Below are 17,692 nucleotides of genomic sequence, written 5' to 3' on the forward strand. Positions count from 1 at the left end.
GGGCGAGAACGATCTGAGCGCTCCAGTACCTAAACGTGCTGCCCACCGTTGATGTGGATTTCCGAGCCGGTCACATAGGACGCCTGCTGCGAGCACAGGAAGAAGATAATGTCGGCGACCTCGGCCGTTTTGCCGAGCCGCCGCATTGGGATTGTCTCGACGATCTTGTCGGTGCCTGGCGACAGGATCGCGGTGTCGATCTCGCCCGGCGCGATGGCGTTGACGCGGATGCCGTGCGGGCCGAAATCATGCGCCATCTCGCGTGTCAGTGAGCCAAGTGCCGCCTTCGACGTCGCATAGGCGGTGCCGGCGAAAGGATGCACGCGGGTGCCGGCGATCGAGGTGACGTTGACGATCGAGCCCTTGGCCGCTGCTAACTCTTTGAACAACCCCCGCGCGAGCATGATCGGCGCGAAGAAATTGACCTGGAACACGTCGCGCCAGACATGCATCGGCGTGTCGATCGAATCCATGCGGCTGTTGCCGTCCTTGAGCTTGGGCGAGATGCCGGCATTGTTGACCAGCGCATGCAACTGGCCGCCATGCGCTTCCAGCCGATGACGGATTTCCGAGACGGCGATGCCGACATCYTCCTGRTCGGCGAGATCGACCTTGATGTGATCCTCGGGGCCTGCCGGCCACGGGCAATCCTCGGCAAAGGCCTGGCGCGAACAGGTGATGACGCGCCAACCCTCGCGCGAAAAGCGCTTGACCGTGGCGTGGCCAATGCCGCGGCTGGCGCCGGTCAGCACGATGGTTTTTCGGGTGTCGGTCTCGGCCATGGCTTGGTCTCCGGCGCGTGATCTAGCCGAATATGGTTACGATAGCGAGAGTCGTTCGACAGCTCGCATTGATCCTCTTTGCACGACGGGGATCTTCAGTAGCAGGTGGGGCACTCGTAGCGCAGGTTGAGGTTCGAGACGAACATAAGTACCGCCAGAACCCAAAGAACGGCGAGAAATACGATGCGGGACCTCCGGAATATGCGCCCGGATAGCCACGCCAAACCGTACGGGATAAGAAGACAGGCGATGAACGCGCCTAACATCCCGCCTATTCTCTCGGCGAGAAAGTCCGCCGGCTCAGATCTGAGATTAGGTGCCTGACGGAACAGAACGGCGCTTGCTGACATGGCCACCAGAAGCGACCATTGTTCAAAGTCCAGACGGTTGAACCTACGAACGGTTTCCATTGCTCTGTTGTCTGATACCGCTCGATCATTTGACCAATTACGGTCCGATTTTGTCAATGCCGATCAGTCGGGTAGTCGAGAGGCGAATTGCCACTCACCCGCCGCCCAGGATATCCAGGATCGAGGTCCGCTTCTTCTTGAGCGGACCGCCGACACTGCCAGGAGGGACCGGATGCCCGACCGAAGCGGTTGTGCCATTGTCCGCAGGCATGTCAAAGCCATCCGCATCGACGGTCTGGGCGGGACGCGCCGCGCGGGCTGGCGTTGGTGCCTGGGCAACAGGAGCGGCTCGCGGAACCGTCGGCGCCGGTGCCTGCTGGCCAACCGAGGCTGATGGAACCGGCGCCGGCTGGTTGTTGTCGACAGAGGGTATATCGTCGGGCACGATCGTGTCGGCTGGCGTCGATTTCCAGGTACCGGGCAGCGGCCGCACCGGCACACCTTCGTGCGCGGCGACCATGAATTCGTGCCAGGCCTGCGCCGGCAGCGCGCCGCCGGTAACCTTCTTCATCGCCGTGCCGTCATCATTGCCGAACCACACGCCGGTGGTGAGATTGGCGGTGTAGCCGACGAACCATGCATCGCGCGAATTCTGGCTGGTGCCGGTCTTGCCGGCCGAAGGCCAGGCAAAGGCGGCCTTCTTTGCCGAGCCGAACTCGACCGTGCCCATCATCATCGAGTTCATCATGCCGACGATCTCGGGTTTGACCACGCGGGGCGCGTTGCCGCCGCCGCTGTCATAGAGCACCTTGCCCTCGGTGGTGGTAATGCGACGGATAAAATGGATGTCCGGCTTGTAGCCGCCATTGGCGAACGGCACATAGGCCGAGGTCAGCTCAAGCGGCGTGACCTCCGAGGTGCCGAGCGCGATCGAGGTGTTGGCCTGCAGATCGGACTGGATGCCCATGCGGTGCGCTGCCTCGACGACAGCGTTCGGCCCGACCTCCATGGTCAATTGCGCGGCAACCGAGTTCAGCGACTTGGCCAGCGCCGTCGCCAACGTCACCTTGCCAAAGTACTTGCCGCCGTAATTGTCGGGTGTCCAGTTGCCGATCCTGATCGGCGCATCGTTGCGCGTGCTGTCGGGCGTACGGCCGGCTTCGAGTGCCGCCATATAGACGAACGGCTTGAATGCCGAGCCYGGCTGGCGGCGSGCTTCMGAGGCGCGRTCGAACTGGCTGGTCGAATARTCRTAGCCGCCGACCATGGCACGCACSGCRCCGGAATYGTCGATCGACACCAGCGCGCCCTGGGTGACGTTGAGYTTYTTGCCGCTYTCRTCGATCAGCCGGCGGATCGAYTGTTCGGCRAGCTTCTGCAGGTTCAGGTCGACSGTGGWGTYGAYGACGATGTCGCCGCGCACGKCGCCGATCAGGTCGGGCAGTTCTTCCATGATGGTGTCGGCGACATAGTTTTCCGAGCCCGTCCAGTAGGACGGCGAACGCGTTGCCGGCGCGCTGAGCGCGGTTTTCAGCTCCTTGTCGCTGATCTTGCCTTCCTCGCGCATGGCGGCGAGCACAAGCTGAGACCGTTCCTCGGCGGCCTTGGGATCGCGCGCCGGCGACAGCCGCGACGGGGCTTTCAGAAGGCCTGCCAGCAGGGCGGCCTCCGACAAAGTCACGTCTCGCGCGCTCTTGCCGAAATAGCGGCGTGAAGCCGCCTCGACGCCATAGGCGCCCGAGCCGAAATAGACCCGGTTGAGGTACATTTCGAGGATCTGGTCCTTGGTGTGCTTGTGCTCAAGCCACAGCGACAGCAGCACCTCCTGCACCTTACGCTCCAGCGTGCGGTCGGGCGTCAGGAACAGGTTTTTCGCCAATTGCTGCGTCAGCGTCGAGCCGCCTTGCGAGAAGTGTCCGCCGAGCACGTTGGTTACCATGGCGCGCGACAGCCCGATCGGGTCGACACCGAAATGCGAATAGAACCGACGGTCCTCGATGGCGATGACGGCTTCCGGAATATAGGGCGACATTTCGTGCAGGCCGACGGCTTCACCGCCGCTCATGCCCCTGTTGGCGAGAAGCTGGCCATCGGCCGAGACGATCTTGATGTTGGGGGCGCGGTCGGGGATCGACCAGGTCGTGGCCGCCGGCATCTTGGCGCCGTAGTAGATGACGACGCCCGCCACCGCGATGCCGCCCCAGATGGCGAGCACGAAGCACCAGTAGAACAGCCGGCCAAGCACGCCGAACAGGCCGCGCCGGCTTCTGCCACGCCCGCCACGCGACGATTTCGCCTTCGACGATTTGCGTTTGGCGGAGGCTTTGCGGTTGCTCGGCACGACGCGATCCTCCTCGCTCACCGAAAGACCCGGTTGGGATCGCGCCTGCGGCGGTCCCTCGAAACTCGGTTCAATGCGGTTGTCCCTGCGGTTCGCCATGCGCTGTGCTTGATATCCCCGGTGCCTATGGCGCTCCGGTTGAAGAGTAGATGCGGCGATTTAAGGGCGGGTTAAAGCAGGGTTTATGCACCCTTTTGAAATTCCTTACGATTTTCTAAATTCGTTACCGCGCATTGCCGCTGTGTGCTGGTCGGGCGGGTTAAGCAAAGCGACGCCTGCTCCCCGCTAACCGATCATCGATGCGAGGGAGAAAAAGGCCAGCGTCTGCTCTTCGCAGGTCACGGCGACGACGCTGTTCGACCGGTCGATATCGAGGCCTTTCGGGCCACCCTCCTCGGGGCTGGCCCTGCCGCGCTGAAAAGTTTCCTCGTCGAGCACGGCGACCGAACGCGCCGGCGCGCGATGCCCGTTCCAGTCACCGTCGCCGGCATAGACATGCACCATCCGGCTGCCGGCGTCGGCAACGAGGATGCGCCGATCGTCGTTGGTAAAGCGCACACCGTGCGGATAGCCGGCGTGCTGCAGAACACCCGCGGGTTCGGTGTCAGGCCCAAGCGCCGCGGACATGCGGTAAAGTTTGACGTCCTGGGTGCCGTGGCTGCTGACCGCGATCCAGCGACCCGTCATGGCTGAGCGCAATGCCGTCCGGTATATCGAGCCCACGCTCGAGCAGCCGCTGGTTGCTCGTCATGCGATAGCCGAGCCACCGGTTGACCACGTGCCTTGTGACCAGATGCGTGTAGTTGCTGCAGACCAGCAGGCTGATGCGGCCCCGCGACTCCAGCCTGACGGCAATCGAACCCGGCGAATTCAGTTTGCAAGGCCGCCTGCCCTTTATCAGGCGAATGGCTGATATCGCGCGACTCTGGCCGGCCGGTTCTTCGCGCGGCATGCTGAAGATCGCAACCAGCCCGTCGCGGTTGCCGATCGCCAGGGTGCGGTCATCGATGAAATCCAGGCCATGGATTTCGCCCATATCGTCCGATGTCAGCTCCATGAAATCGCGGATCGTGACATCGGGACCATCAGGCCCGGCCCCGATGTCGATGCGCAGGACCAGCAAGCGCTTGCGCGCATAGCCGGCGATTACCAGCAATCGGTTGTCCGGTGAAAAGCGCAAATCCTCGGTGCGTCCAATCGCCGAAAGCGCTGCCCGCACCGCCGCGCTAGCCTTGAAGCTGATCGCGGGGATCATTGGCGACCCACCTAGGGAATCAAACGACGGAAGGGATCGAGAAGTATCCAACTGCTCCCGGCCCATTGAAGACTGTTTGCCCAGCTTTGATGTTGCCGACTGAGCCTGATCGCGGGCTCTCAGGTTCCAAAGGCTGGAGGCCCACCGCCTCGCCAAGCAGCGCGCTGGCCAAGGCATTGTTCACGCCTCTTGACATGCAGCCAGCCCCAATCGACGGCAGGCTCAGTTCTGCTGGATCGAAATGCCCTTGTCGTCGATCTTGAGCTCGACGCCTTTCGGCTTGGTCTGCTCTTGGTAGACATAAATGCCGAGCGCGATGACCACGACGACGAGTGCGCCAATGAGGAGATAGAGTGTGTTCTGCTTCATGGCGCGCTCTTTCTGATGTCGAGCCTCACGCTCGTTTCAAGACTTTGACCAGTACCAAGAGGATGATGGCGCCGATCGTGGCGTTGATGATGGCAGCGAGAATGCCGCCGCCGATGGCGAAGCCGAGCCTTGGAAAAAGCCAGCCGGCGATGAAGGCACCGATAATGCCGACGATGATGTTGCCGATCAGGCCGAAACCGAAGCCGGAAACGATGAGACCGGCAAGCCAGCCGGCGATGGCACCGATGATGATGAAGACGAGCAGGCTTTCGACGCCCATGGCGATTTTCCTCCGAGCAATAGGGCGAGTACGGAGCGGAAGGCTCCGAATCGGCCCCGATATCAACGGCTTCAGGCTATGCGAAAGCAGCCTTGCTCGCCAGCGGCGCGCTCACTAGATCAATTCCAGGAAAAGTGTGAAGCGGTTTTCCGTCCGGGATTGCGTCAAAACTAATCGTCATCGTCGCTCGCGGCTGGCCGCCAACTGGTCGGCTCGACTTTTTTCTGGGTGTTGCTGTCGGTATAGACCCACCACCCGCCGTCGCGATGTTGCGCGATGGATTCGTTGACGACGCCGTCGCTGTCCTTCCACATGACAGAGACCTTGGAGCCGTCGGTCGGCGCTGTCGATATCGGCTTTCGATCGGCCATCTTATCCCCCATTGAGCCGTTGAAACTGCGCCGACAAAACGCGGCGGCTGGCATCTTGGTTCCAGTGGGCCACCGGCCAGGATCGCTCTCAGGCCATCAGCTGTGCGCAAAAATATCCTCTTCGTCCCAGCCCATCAGGTCAAGCTTGGCCCGCGTCGGCAGGAAGCGGAAGCAGGCGTCGGCTTCCTTGGTGCGGCCATCGCGTGCCAGCCGCCCGGCCAGCACATCGCGCAACCGGTGCAGATAGAGCACATCGGAGGCGGCATATTCGAGCTGCTCCGGCGACAGCGTCTCGGCCGCCCAGTCCGACGATTGCTGCGCCTTGGACAGGCCGACGCCAAGAAGCTCGAAGCAGATGTCCTTCAGTCCGTGCCGGTCGGTATAGGTCCGCGTGAGCCGCGAGGCGATCTTGGTGCAGAACACCGGTTCGGGCATCACCCCGAAGGCGTTGTAAAGCACGGCCAGGTCAAACCGACCGAAATGGAAGAGCTTCGTCACGTTGCGGTTTTTCAGCAGGCTGACAAGGTTCGGCGCCTTCTTCTGGCCAGGTGCGATCTGGATGACATCGGCGCTGCCGTCGCCAGGCGAAATCTGCACCACGCACAACCGGTCGCGATGCGGGTTCAGCCCCAGCGTCTCGGTATCGATGGCCACTGCCTCGACATTGTAATGCGTGAGGTCGGGCAGATCATGCTTGTGGAAACGGATATCGGCCATTGTCTTCTCCGGTCGCGGCGTCCACCGTCCTCGCCGCGATCCGGTGAAAAATCAACAAGAAAACTTGCTTTCCGCCGCTCAGCGCGTCAGTGCATCCAGAATACGCGCCCAGGAGCGCTGGCCCTTGTGGAAGGATGAGAGCTCGTATTTCTCGTTGGGCGAGTGGATGCGGTCGTCGTCGAGGCCGAAGCCGACCAGCAGCGATTCCATGCCGAGATAGGTCTGGAAGTCGCCGACCACGGGGATCGAGCCGCCGCTGCCGGTCGTCACCGCCGGTTTCGGCCATTCGTCGGACAGCGCGATCTTGGCCTTGGCCAGGAACGGCGAGTCGTAGGAAAGCTGGATTGCCGGCGAACCGCCATGCGGATGGAATTCGACCGAGCAGTCGGCCGGGATGCGCTCCTCGACGAATTTCTGGAATGCGTCACGGATCTTGGCGGGATCCTGCTTGTGCACGAGACGGAACGAGATTTTCGCCGAGGCTTCCGCCGCGATCACCGTCTTGAACCCCTTGCCGGTATAGCCGCCGATGATGCCGTTGAACTCGGCGGTCGGCCGCGCCCAGGTCAGTTCCAGCACCGAGCGGCCCTTTTCCCCGGACGGGATCGACAGGCCGACAGGCCCAAGGAAGGTCTCGGCCGTTTCGCCCAGCGTCTCCCAGGATTTCAGCACCTGCGTCGGCGTTTCCTCGACGCCGTCATAGAAGCCGGGGATTGTGATGTGGCCATCCTTGTCGTGGATGTCGGCCAGGACCTTGGCCAGGATGCGGATCGGGTTGGCGGCTGCCCCGCCATAGAGACCCGAATGCAGGTCGCGGTCGGCGGCCTTGACTGTGATCTCCTCGCCGACCAGCCCGCGCAGCCCGACGCAGATCGAGGGCGTGTCGCGGTCCCACATGCCGGTATCGCAGACCAGCGCGAAGTCGGCCTTGAGTTCGTCGGCATTGGCCTCGAGGAACGGTTTCAGCGACGGCGAGCCGGACTCCTCCTCGCCCTCGAACAGGATGGTGACGCGGCATGGCAGATTGCCATGCACCTGTTTCCAGGCGCGGCAAGCCTCGACAAAGGTCATCAGCTGACCCTTGTCGTCGGCCGAGCCGCGCCCTGATATCACCTTGTGGTCGAGTCCGACCTCCTTCACCGCAGGCGCGAACGGGTCGTTTTCCCACAGTTCGATCGGGTCGACCGGCTGCACATCATAGTGGCCATAGAACAGCACATGCGGCGCGCCGGCCGGCCCGTCATGATGCGCAACCACCATCGGGTGGCCTGGCGTGTCGCGCACGCTGGCATCGAAGCCGATCAGCTTGAGCTCCGCCACCAGCCATTCCGCCGCCTTGCGGCAGTCGGCGGCATAGGCCGGGTCGGTGGAGATCGACTTGATCCTGAGCAGGCCGAACAGSCGCTCSAGGCTCTGGTCGAGATTTTTGTCGAGACGGTCGAGAACGGGGGAAACTGCGGACATTTGGCAAGCCTTTCGATTCAGTGCCGGAACCGTAAAGGCAGAGCGGCGAAACGAAAAGCCCGGGACCATTGGACCACGGCACGAGCCGGCTGCCGCAAGGCAAAAAAAGACCGCCGTGGTGGAGGGGGAACCACGGCGGTCCTGTACTCGAAACGATGCGGCAGCCCGGAGAGGGGGGATAGGCTGCCGCAGTTGTCCGGGATAGGCGGGGGACGGGCCTTGCTCCGGACTCGGCGAAAACTGCCGATGACGTGTATTTGGGTCCGTGAACGTGGCGATTCAAGGGCGTCAACGTTACACTTTTGTAACGTGCTCGTGAGCAGACCCGTATAACCTCGATCTGTCAGGGTGTTGCCGGAACCGATGCCTGACGGTGTCTTTGGCATGGACCAAGCCATCGCGCCGCGCTATCCCTGCCGGCATGAAAAAAGGCGATCATCTCTTCCTTATCGACGGCTCCGGCTACATYTTCCGSGCYTATCACGCRCTGCCGCCGCTGACSCGCAAATCCGACGGYCTGCCGGTCGGSGCCGTTTCCGGTTTCTGCAACATGCTGTGGAAGCTGATGCAGGATGCCCGCAACACCGATGTAGGCATTGTGCCGACGCATTTCGCGGTCATCTTCGACTATTCCTCGAAAACCTTCCGCAACGACCTCTACCCCGAATACAAGGCCAACCGTTCGGCGCCGCCCGAGGATTTGATCCCGCAATTCGGCCTGATCCGCCAGGCAACCAAGGCGTTCAACCTGCCTTGCATCGAGATCGAAGGTTATGAAGCCGACGACCTCATCGCCACTTATGCCAGGCTGGCCCGCGAAGCCGGCGGCGACACCACCATCATCTCCTCCGACAAGGATTTGATGCAGCTGGTCGGCGATACGGTCGGCATGTACGACCCGATGAAGGACCGCCAGATYGGCATYCCCGAAGTCRTSGAGAAATGGGGCGTGCCGCCSGAAAAGATGRTCGACCTGCAGGCRYTGACCGGCGATTCSGTCGACAAYGTGCCSGGCGTGCCSGGCATCGGRCCGAARACGGCGGCGCAGYTGCTSGARCAGTTCGGCGACCTCGACGSRCTGCTSGCCCGCGCCGGYGAGATCAAGCAGGACAAAAGACGCGAATCGATCATCGCCAAYRCCGACAAGGCGCKSATYTCGCGCCARYTGGTGACGCTGAAGAACGACGTKCCGGTGACCGACGGRCTSGAYGATTTCGTSCTGCAYGMGCCSGACGGRCCSAAGCTGATCGGCTTCCTSAARACCATGGAATTCACCTCGCTGACCCGCCGCGTGGCGGAGGCGACCAGCACCGAGGCCGGCGACGTCCAGGCGGTCGCCGTCACCGTCGAACGCGCCGACAATGCGCATGGCCCCGATGTCGGCGCTGGAGCGTCGGCCCGGAGCGGTGCCGAGCCGAGCGAGGCCAACGGAGCGGCGACGACGGACACCGCGAAGCAGGGCGACACCCCTTCCCTGCTCTCAGCCTTGCGGCTGGAGCGCGCGGCAACCGGCAAGATCGACACCTCAGCCTACCAATGCATTCGCGATATCGCGACGCTAAAGGCCTGGGTCGCCGAGGCGCGAGAGGCTGGTGTCACCGCCTTCGACGTCAGGGCGACGTCGGGCGATCCGATGCAGGCCGAACTGATCGGCTTGGCGATAGCCACGGCGCCCGGCCGCGCCGGCTACATTCCCTTCGCCCACAAGAGCGGCAATGGTGACCTGCTCGGCGGCGGCACGCTCGAAAACCAGATTCCGCTTCGCGAGGCGCTGGCGGTGCTGAAACCGATGCTTGAGGACAAATCGGTCCTCAAGATCGCGCAAAACCTGAAATACGATCTCGTCATCATGAGCCGCTATGGCGTCGATGTCGCGCCCTTCGACGACACCATGCTGATCTCCTATGTGCTCGATGCCGGCACCCCGCATGGTCACGGCATGGACGCGCTGGCCGACAAATGGCTTGGCCACACCCCGCTCGTGCTCAAGGATCTGACCGGCTCCGGCAAGAGCGCCGTCGGTTTCGATCAGGTCGACATCGACAGGGCGACGGCTCATGCCGCCGAAGACGCCGATGTGACGATGCGTCTTTGGCAGGTGCTGAAACCCCGGCTTGCCGCCAAAGGCCTGGTCTCGGTCTATGAGCGGCTGGAGCGGCCGCTGGTGCCGGTGCTGGCGCGCATGGAGCAGCGCGGCATCTCCGTCGACCGGCAGATCCTGTCCAGGCTGTCGGGCGAACTGGCGCAAGGGGCTGCCCGGCTCGAAGAGGAAATCTACCAGCTCATCGGCGAGCGCATCAACATCGGCTCGCCCAAGCAGCTTGGCGATATATTGTTCGGCCGCATGGGCCTGCCCGGTGGCTCCAAGACCAAGACCGGGCAGTGGTCGACTTCGGCCCAGCTGCTGGAAGACCTTGCCGCCGAAGGCCATGAACTGCCGCGCAAGATCGTCGACTGGCGCCAGCTGACCAARCTGAARTCGACCTATACCGATGCGCTGCCCGGCTTCATCCATCCGGACACCAGGCGCGTCCACACCTCCTACGCGCTGGCCGCGACGACGACGGGCCGGCTGTCATCCTCCGATCCGAACCTGCAGAACATTCCGGTGCGCACCGCCGAAGGCCGGAAGATCAGGACCGCCTTCATCGCCGACAAGGGCAACCGGTTGGTTTCGGCCGACTACAGCCAGATCGAACTGCGCGTGCTTGCCCATGTCGCCGAAATCCCGCAATTGCGGCAGGCTTTCGCCGACGGCGCCGACATCCATGCCATCACCGCGTCGGAGATGTTCAACGTGCCCGTCGAAGGCATGCCTTCGGAGATCCGCCGCCGCGCCAAGGCGATCAATTTCGGCATCATCTACGGCATCTCCGCCTTCGGCCTCGCCAACCAGCTGTCCATCCCGCGCGAGGAGGCGAGCAACTACATCAAGAAATATTTCGAACGTTTCCCCGGCATCCGCGACTATATCGAGGAGACCAAGGCCTACGCCCGCGAGCACGGCTTCGTCGAAACCATCTTCGGCCGCCGCATCCACTATCCCGACATCCGCTCGTCCAACCCGTCGTTGCGCGCGTTCAACGAGCGGGCCTCGATCAACGCCCGCCTGCAAGGCACCGCCGCCGACATCATCCGCCGCGCCATGGTGCGCATGGAGGAGGCGCTGGACAAGGCGAAGCTCTCCGCCCGCATGCTCTTGCAGGTGCATGACGAACTGATCTTCGAAACGGTCGAGGCCGAAGTCGAAGCGACGATCCCCATCGTGCGCCATGTCATGGAAAACGCGGCGATGCCGGCGGTATCGATGTCGGTGCCACTGCATGTCGACGCCCGCGCGGCGAACAACTGGGACGAGGCACATTGAGGTGAGCGAAGTGCTGCCGTTTTCAACGGCCACATTCCTCTCTTTCGCACTGGCGTCGCTCCTGATTGAACTGACGCCGGGCCCGAACATGACCTATCTGGCACTGGTTTCTGCAAGCCACGGGCGCGGCGCTGGCTTTGCCACCGTGGCGGGTATCGCCGCGGGCCTCGCGGTCATTGGCGGCATCGCCGCTCTGGGCGTCGCCGAACTCATCCAAGCGTCATCCCTGCTCTACCAGGGTCTCCGTTGGGCAGGCATAATGTTCCTGTTGTATCTCGCCTGGGAGGGCTGGAGCGCTGGAACCGATGTGGTTTCGAACAATGGCAATCGGGGCGGGACGTACTTCCTGCGCGGATTTGTCACCAATATCCTCAACCCGAAGGCGGCGATCTTCTATGTCGCCGTGCTGCCGACCTTCGTCGAGACCGGACGACCGATACTTGCCCAGGCTGTATTGCTTACCGTGACCTATGTGGCTGTCGCGACAGCCATCCATGCAACGATCGTGGTCTTGGCGGGCTCCCTGCAGCCATTTCTCGACGATCCACGGATGGAACGGATCAGCAGACGGATTCTCTCCGCGCTGCTGGCGCTCGTTGCGCTCTGGTTCGCGTGGTCGACTGCGCGTTAGGCCGCTTCAGCCCGGCACTTCGCACACACACCCCGAAACTCGATCACTGCCTTCTTGGCAGCAAAGCCGGTCGAACTCACCCACTCGTTCAGCCGGTGGTCGACGTCGTGATCCGACATCTCGGTCACTTGCCCGCACGTGTCGCAGATGGCGAAAGCGGTCATCGAATGGCTGTGGTCGTGCGGTTCGGCGCAGGCGACGAAGGAGTTGATGCTTTCCAGCCGGTGCACGAAGCCGGATTTCACCAGCGTGTCGAGCGCGCGGTAGACTTGCAGCGGCGCGCGAAAACCGCGTTCGCGCAACTGGTCAAGCAAGGTGTAGGCGCTGAGCGGCCCGCTGGCGGCTTCGAGCTTCTCGAGCACGCACACCTGGTTTTTCGTCAGCACATCCCTTGCCGCCATGGTCTCGTTCCAACTTGTCCTGCGCCATCCCCAGGCTGTTTGCCCGTGCAAACGGCCTGATCCCATTCAGATAGCGACGAACCGCCGTCTTTGCTACTGTTCTGTTGTTGTCCTGGGTCAATCGATCACGCACAGGCATATTTGATGGCGGAGCGATATTCAAAATACTGACAAAATCCTCGACGAGGATAGTTTCGCTTGGGAAATTCGATCGGGCTTGGGGAAGCAATATGATCAAATTGACACGCCGGACGCTGCTTGTCGGCRCGTCSGCGCTGAYGGYKGCCGGTRCGGTATCGTTCCGGGCMCKGGCGGCMTCGCGCACCTACCATGCGCTGCTGGTCGCCTGCACTGAATATCCTGCCTTGCCACAGAGGAATTGGCTGATCGGGCCGAAGAACGATGCCGGCCTGGTGCACGAGTATCTGCTGAAGAATGTGCCCGACCCGGTGCGGTTCGCGCCCGAAAACGTCACGCTGCTCGCTAAGGATGTGCCGGGCGCCAAGGGTTTGCCAACCCATGCGGCGATCAAGACGGCACTCGCCGATCTCGCGGCCAAGGTTCAGCGTGACGATTTCGTCTACCTGCATCTGTCCGGCCACGGCGCCCAGCAGCCGGAGAGGGTCAAGGGTGACGAGACCGACGGGCTCGACGAGATCTTCCTGCCTGTCGACATCGAAAAATGGATCAACCGCGATGCCGGTGTACCGAACGCGCTGGTCGACAATGAAATCGGCGATGCGCTCGACGCCATCCGCAACAAAGGCGCCTTCGTCTGGGCTGTCTTCGACTGCTGCCATTCCGGCACCGCGACACGCGCCGTCGAAGTCGACGACGAGCTGGAACGCAAGGTTGAATTCGCCGACCTGGTCGGCGGCGACGAGGCGGCAAGAGCGGCGGCCATCAAGACCTATGAGGACACCGTCGCGGGCGCCTCGCGCGGCCTCGACGAGAATGGCGCGCGCAAGCCCGCCTTCAACCTGACGCCGACCGGCGGCGAGCCGATCACCAAGGGCAAGCTGGTCGCATTCTATGCCGCGCAGACTGTGGAGACGACGCCGGAAATGCCGTTGCCCAAGGGCACGACGGATGCGCCGCGCTTCGGCCTGTTCACCTTCACCATTCTGTCGAAGCTCGCTGAAAACCCTGACGTTACCTATCGCCAGCTCGGCCAGGCCGTGCTGCAGCAATATTCGGCCGACAGCCGCACCCGGCCGACGCCGCTGTTCGAGGGCGAACTCGACGCGCGCGTCTTCGGCACCGACAAGACCGACGCCGTCATGCAGTGGCCCATCGTCGTCAAGGACGGTGAGGCGACGATCGGCGCCGGCCTGCTCCATCGCCTGACGCCGGGCAGCAAGCTCGCCATCCTGCCGTCGGCGCTGTCGTCGCTGTCCGACGCGGTCGGCTATCTCGAGGTGGAGTCGGCAAAGAACCTGGAGAGCCACGTTAAGCCGGTCGAGTTCGAGAAGAAACCGGCACTCAAGCTCACCGAAATTCCCGCCAACGCCTATGCGCGGGTGGCGGAGATTGCCGTCGACTACAAACTCACTGTCGCACGGCCGGCAGCAACCAAGGGACTGGAGAAGGAAGCGGCTCTGGTCAATTCGGTTCTCGACGAACTGGCCGCGGCCAAGGAGACCGGCTTCAACATCGAGCTGGTCGACCCCGGCAAGAGCGCCGAGCTGCGCTTCGCGGTGATGCGCGAAAAAGCCATTGAAGGCGCAGGCAAGGATGCGTCCGACAAGCCGGCGCTGTGGTTCCTGCCGGCATCGGGCGACGTGACCTTGAAGGATGGCAGCAAGCCGCCGCTGATCATCATCCATTCCGATGAYCGCCAGAAGCTGGTCGACGCCACGACCAGGAATTTGCGCACCATCTTCCGTGCCACCGGGCTGTCGCGGCTGGCGGCCGCCTCCGACTACAAGCCCGAGGATGTCGACGTCCAGTTCCAGGTCAAGCGCCGCGACAAGGACGGCCTTGAACCGTTGCAGGCGTCCGCGGTGCCGCGCGTCTCGCCGGGCGACGAGGTGCATGTGCTGGCCAAGAACAGCTCGGACCAGCTGGTCGACATCAACGTGCTCTATGTCGGCAGCGACTATTCGATCACCCACATCGTTGCCGAGCGCCTCGCCCCGCAGGCGACGCTCGAGGAAGGGCTGCTCGCCTTCACCGACACCAGCTTCGGCATGGAGCGGATGATCGCGGTGCTGACCGAGGCACCGCCGGAGAGCGAGAAGGAAGATTTGAGCTTCCTGGCGCAGGACGGCGTCGCCTCGATGACGCGTGGCCTCGGCCCCGCCAGCTTCTCCGACATGCTTGCCGATATCGGCGCGGCGCCGCCGACCCGCTCGGTGATGCGGCTTGCCGACAAGAGCGGCCCGAAGGGCGCGGTGATGATCTTCCCGATGGAGACGGTGCCACGCGCCTGAGCTCCGGCGCCAGGGCGGCACGGCGCTGTTGCGCCGGCTCTTGCACGATTGGCGTGATATGAGAACATTCCGGCCGAAGCCATGGTGCATGATGGCCGGACAAAAGCAGATAGGATCGATTGTGAAGAACTCTGTGTTTTCCTGGCGTGGAGCGATGGCCGGCTTGGCCGGCAGCCTGATGCTGATCGCCAACGCTTCGGCAGAGGACGCTTGCGGCCTGTGCGTCAAGCAGATCGTCACCAACTCGGAATTGGCGACGTGTTTTCTTGACCAGTACGACCAGATCGCCAAAAGCAACGGCAACGCTGTCGTGGTCGACCTCTCAAGCTGTGCCTCGCGCGGCATCGTCGAGGCATTGCCGTCGCCGACAAAGGCGCCTGCGGAACCGGACGTGCAGTTTATGGTTTCGCGCCCGCAACTGCAGTGCCTGAAGAAGCAGCTGGAGGCGCCGGGCGTCGTGCTTGATCCCTCCGCCACCATCGAACTGGACAACTGCAAATGAAGAAGCCGGGGGGCACGACAAAGCAGGCACCGATGGCCACGCCCGCCAGGGCACCGGCGGCAAAGCAGACGCTGCCGGAAACCACGGAAGGATTCCCTTGGGCAAGCAGCCATGAGATCAAGAAGGAGAGCAATCCCTTCACCGAYCGYGACTGGCGCATGCTSGTCTATGCCTGGKCGGGSATGCTGGTGCGTTTSGCCATCATCTTCACCCTGGCGTTCTCGGTCTACCAGTTCCTCGCCAACCAGGAACAGAAGCGCGTCGAGCAGACCATGTCRCTGGTCGAGCTCTGGGARACCAAGGACTWCCAGCAGGCGCAGCGGGCGCTGAAAGATCGGCTCGCGGCCCTCAATGCCAAATACGACAATCTGCTCAGCGCCAATCCTTCGCCGACCGAGGAGCAGGTTTTCCGCCAGCGCATCGGCATAGAGGCAATGACCGCCGCTGGCGGCGACATGCCGCTCGCCGATTTCAACGAGAATTTCGACCGCATCGTCTATTTCCTCAACCGCCTSKCCWTCTGCGTCGACGGCGACCTGTGTTCGCGCRARGTGACYGACGCYTATTTYCGCGACTATGCSGTCTCSTTCTGGAGYTATTTTGCCGGCTATGTCGACAAGCAGCGCAAGGCCGGTTCGCCGACTTTTGCCACAGCGATTGAAGCCTATGTGCGCAACGGGCAACCGGCGGCTGAAGCCAAATAGCGATGGGAAAGGCCGGGATCCGCGTTCGCCTCATGCGCGCCTGCCGCTGGCTGACCATGGCTGCAGCTTTGGTCACGGCCTCGGTTGCCCGCGCCGAGGACGCCCCGGATTTCCATCTCGATCTCGACACCGCAGGCCATACCGCCCGGATTGCCGACCTCGCCTTCACACCCGATGGCGAGGATATCGTCTCGGCATCCGACGACAAGACCATCCGCATCTGGGACTGGCAGAGCGGCGTGACGCTGCGCACCATACGCGGCTATCTCGGCAATGGCAGCGACGGCAAGGTCTTCACGGTCGCCGTCTCGCCGGATGGCAAGACGATCGCCGCCGGCGGCTATTTCGGCGCCAGCCTCGGCGACAAGCCGCCCTATGGCGACATCAGGCTGTTCGATTTCGCCAGCGGCAAGATCAAGGCCGTGCTCAAGGCCGCCGACTACGCGACCTATGATCTCGCCTTTTCTCCCGATGGCAAGACGATCGCCGCAGGCGGTGCCGACGGCGTCGTCTATCTCTGGAAACAGGACGACAAGGCCACGTCAGGCTGGACGCTGGACAAGAAGCTCGACGCCGATTCCTGGCACATCGACAAACTGGCCTTCGCCTCTGCCGGAGCCCGGCTGGTAGCAACAACAACCGACAATGGCATCCGGCTCTGGGATGTCGCCAAGGGCGAGGAGATCGCCTTGCCGGCAGACGCCGAGCCCTTGCGGGACATCAGCGTCATGGCGTTGGCCATCTCGCAGGACGGCAGCCTGTTTGCCACCGGCAGCAAGGACGGACAGGTCCAGCTCTGGCGCGCGGCCGACGGCACGCTGTTGCGCGCCATGCCGAGGCAGGATTTCCTCATCGGCTCGCTGACCTTCGCCAAGGGATCGCGGCTGATCGCTTCCTGCGGCTATCGCTGCGCCGACAAGCATCGCTCCATCGTCTGGAACACCGACAGCGGTGAGAAGCTGCTCGACTATGCCGGCCATGACGGCACGGTCTATGCCAGCGCCGCCAATGCCGACGGCTCGCTGGTGGCGACCGCCGGCGGCACGCGCAACGCCATCCAGGTCTGGGACCCGGCGACAGGGGAACGCAAGGCCTTGCTGCAGGGGGTGGGGGAGCCAGTGACTGCCATCGGCATCGACGCGGCGAACGGCATCATCGCCTGGAGCAATGCCAACCCTTGTCCCGAGCGCGTGGCTTGCCCGGAACAGATGGGTGCGCTGGACAAGAGGCTGGATCTGCCCACCACCGAGCGGTTCTTCGAGGATCCGCAGCCGTTGACGGAGCCGGGCTCATTTGCCCGCGCCGCGCTGAGCGACGGTGAGTGGTCGCTGCACGCCACTGAAGGCGGCAAGGACGCGCTGGAAAACGCGGTGCTGGAGATCGCCAATGGCGGCAAGGTGGTGCGATCGATCGAGAACGATGCCACCAACGGCTTTGTCCATTCGGCCTTCACGCTGATCGACAACGGGCTTGGCCTGATCACCGGCGGCAATGATGGCACGTTGCTGGAATACAAGGCCGCGACCGCCAGGGTTTCCGGCGAATTCACCGGCCATACCGGCGAAATCAACGCCATGGTCGCCTCGGAGAAGGCCGGCCTGCTGGTCACCGGCAGTGCCGACCAGACGGTGAGGCTATGGAACCTGAAGACSCACRARCTGATCGTGTCGATGTTCTTTGCCGGCTCRSARTGGATCGCCTGGATGCCGCAGGGCTAYTATTATTC

16 protein-coding genes are annotated in these 17,692 nt (G+C 63.0%); 6 read left to right on the top strand and 10 right to left on the bottom strand.

The features are described 5' to 3' along the window. Nucleotides 1-29 precede the first annotated feature (29 nt). The 9 genes from AC1DX0_RS16055 to AC1DX0_RS16095 all read right to left on the bottom strand — a co-directional run bounded on the left by AC1DX0_RS16055 (nucleotide 30) and on the right by AC1DX0_RS16095 (nucleotide 7,929). The gene (locus AC1DX0_RS16055) at nucleotides 30-782 is read right to left on the bottom strand and encodes an SDR family NAD(P)-dependent oxidoreductase (RefSeq protein WP_027031095.1); all 753 of its coding nucleotides are present in this window, start codon (nucleotides 780-782) and stop codon (nucleotides 30-32) included. 504 nt (nucleotides 783-1,286) lie between these two features. Continuing rightward, nucleotides 1,287-3,572 carry a transglycosylase domain-containing protein gene (locus tag AC1DX0_RS16060; protein ID WP_477356031.1) on the bottom strand — a complete coding sequence of 762 codons (2,286 nt, stop codon included), beginning with the start codon at nucleotides 3,570-3,572 and terminating at the stop codon, nucleotides 1,287-1,289. Between the two features lie 186 nt (nucleotides 3,573-3,758). After that, on the bottom strand, nucleotides 3,759-4,100 hold the full coding sequence (locus AC1DX0_RS16065; protein ID WP_477220181.1) for a YncE family protein: 342 nt from the start codon (nucleotides 4,098-4,100) through the stop codon (nucleotides 3,759-3,761). After that, entirely contained in the window at nucleotides 4,078-4,794 is a 717-nt protein-coding gene (locus AC1DX0_RS16070; RefSeq protein ID WP_477220182.1) for a hypothetical protein, read from the bottom strand. The genes AC1DX0_RS16065 and AC1DX0_RS16070 overlap by 23 nt, the downstream gene beginning before the upstream one ends. Before the next feature lie 156 nt (nucleotides 4,795-4,950). Further along, a complete protein-coding gene (locus AC1DX0_RS16075; protein ID WP_477220183.1) occupies nucleotides 4,951-5,097 on the bottom strand; it encodes a hypothetical protein in 147 nt (48 codons plus the stop codon). Nucleotides 5,098-5,122: 25 nt separating this feature from the next. Further along, complete coding sequence (locus tag AC1DX0_RS16080; RefSeq protein WP_027031098.1) at nucleotides 5,123-5,377, bottom strand: GlsB/YeaQ/YmgE family stress response membrane protein; 255 nt, start codon at nucleotides 5,375-5,377, stop codon at nucleotides 5,123-5,125. A gap of 170 nt (nucleotides 5,378-5,547) precedes the next feature. Then, entirely contained in the window at nucleotides 5,548-5,748 is a 201-nt protein-coding gene (locus AC1DX0_RS16085) for a hypothetical protein (RefSeq protein ID WP_477220184.1), read from the bottom strand. 96 nt (nucleotides 5,749-5,844) lie between these two features. Then, a complete protein-coding gene (locus tag AC1DX0_RS16090; RefSeq protein ID WP_477220185.1) occupies nucleotides 5,845-6,465 on the bottom strand; it encodes a ribonuclease D in 621 nt (206 codons plus the stop codon). A 78-nt stretch (nucleotides 6,466-6,543) separates the two neighbouring features. Then, complete coding sequence (locus AC1DX0_RS16095; RefSeq protein WP_477220186.1) at nucleotides 6,544-7,929, bottom strand: M20/M25/M40 family metallo-hydrolase; 1,386 nt, start codon at nucleotides 7,927-7,929, stop codon at nucleotides 6,544-6,546. Nucleotides 7,930-8,350: 421 nt separating this feature from the next. Here AC1DX0_RS16095 and polA point away from each other — a divergent pair, with 421 nt between their 5' ends. Together polA and AC1DX0_RS16105 are read left to right on the top strand one after the other, a co-directional pair. Then, nucleotides 8,351-11,296 (top strand): DNA polymerase I, encoded by a 2,946-nt coding sequence (gene polA / locus AC1DX0_RS16100; protein ID WP_477356034.1) that lies wholly within the window; start codon nucleotides 8,351-8,353, stop codon nucleotides 11,294-11,296. 1 nt (nucleotide 11,297) lies between these two features. After that, nucleotides 11,298-11,927: a LysE family translocator gene (locus tag AC1DX0_RS16105; RefSeq protein ID WP_477220188.1), complete on the top strand. Its 630-nt coding sequence runs from the start codon at nucleotides 11,298-11,300 to the stop codon at nucleotides 11,925-11,927. Here AC1DX0_RS16105 and AC1DX0_RS16110 read toward each other — a convergent pair. Next, nucleotides 11,924-12,328, bottom strand: a complete 405-nt coding sequence (locus tag AC1DX0_RS16110; protein ID WP_095199553.1) for a Fur family transcriptional regulator — start codon at nucleotides 12,326-12,328, stop codon at nucleotides 11,924-11,926. The two genes, AC1DX0_RS16105 and AC1DX0_RS16110, sit on opposite strands and share 4 nt — an antisense overlap. 230 nt (nucleotides 12,329-12,558) lie before the next feature. Between AC1DX0_RS16110 and AC1DX0_RS16115 the strand changes: the two genes are divergently transcribed. The 4 genes from AC1DX0_RS16115 to AC1DX0_RS16130 all read left to right on the top strand — a co-directional run. Further along, the gene (locus tag AC1DX0_RS16115; protein ID WP_477356037.1) at nucleotides 12,559-14,760 is read left to right on the top strand and encodes a caspase family protein; all 2,202 of its coding nucleotides are present in this window, start codon (nucleotides 12,559-12,561) and stop codon (nucleotides 14,758-14,760) included. Nucleotides 14,761-14,938: 178 nt separating this feature from the next. After that, the gene (locus tag AC1DX0_RS16120; RefSeq protein WP_477356040.1) at nucleotides 14,939-15,262 is read left to right on the top strand and encodes a hypothetical protein; all 324 of its coding nucleotides are present in this window, start codon (nucleotides 14,939-14,941) and stop codon (nucleotides 15,260-15,262) included. Continuing rightward, nucleotides 15,259-15,966, top strand: coding sequence for a DUF4760 domain-containing protein (locus tag AC1DX0_RS16125; RefSeq protein WP_477356043.1), 708 nt, complete (start codon nucleotides 15,259-15,261; stop codon nucleotides 15,964-15,966). Before AC1DX0_RS16120 ends, AC1DX0_RS16125 begins: the two co-directional genes overlap by 4 nt. Nucleotides 15,967-16,022: 56 nt before the next feature. After that, on the top strand, nucleotides 16,023-17,692 hold a 1,670-nt coding region (locus AC1DX0_RS16130; RefSeq protein ID WP_477356046.1), incomplete at its 3' end, for a WD40 repeat domain-containing protein.

This window comes from Mesorhizobium sp. P3_A9, from assembly GCF_056402975.1.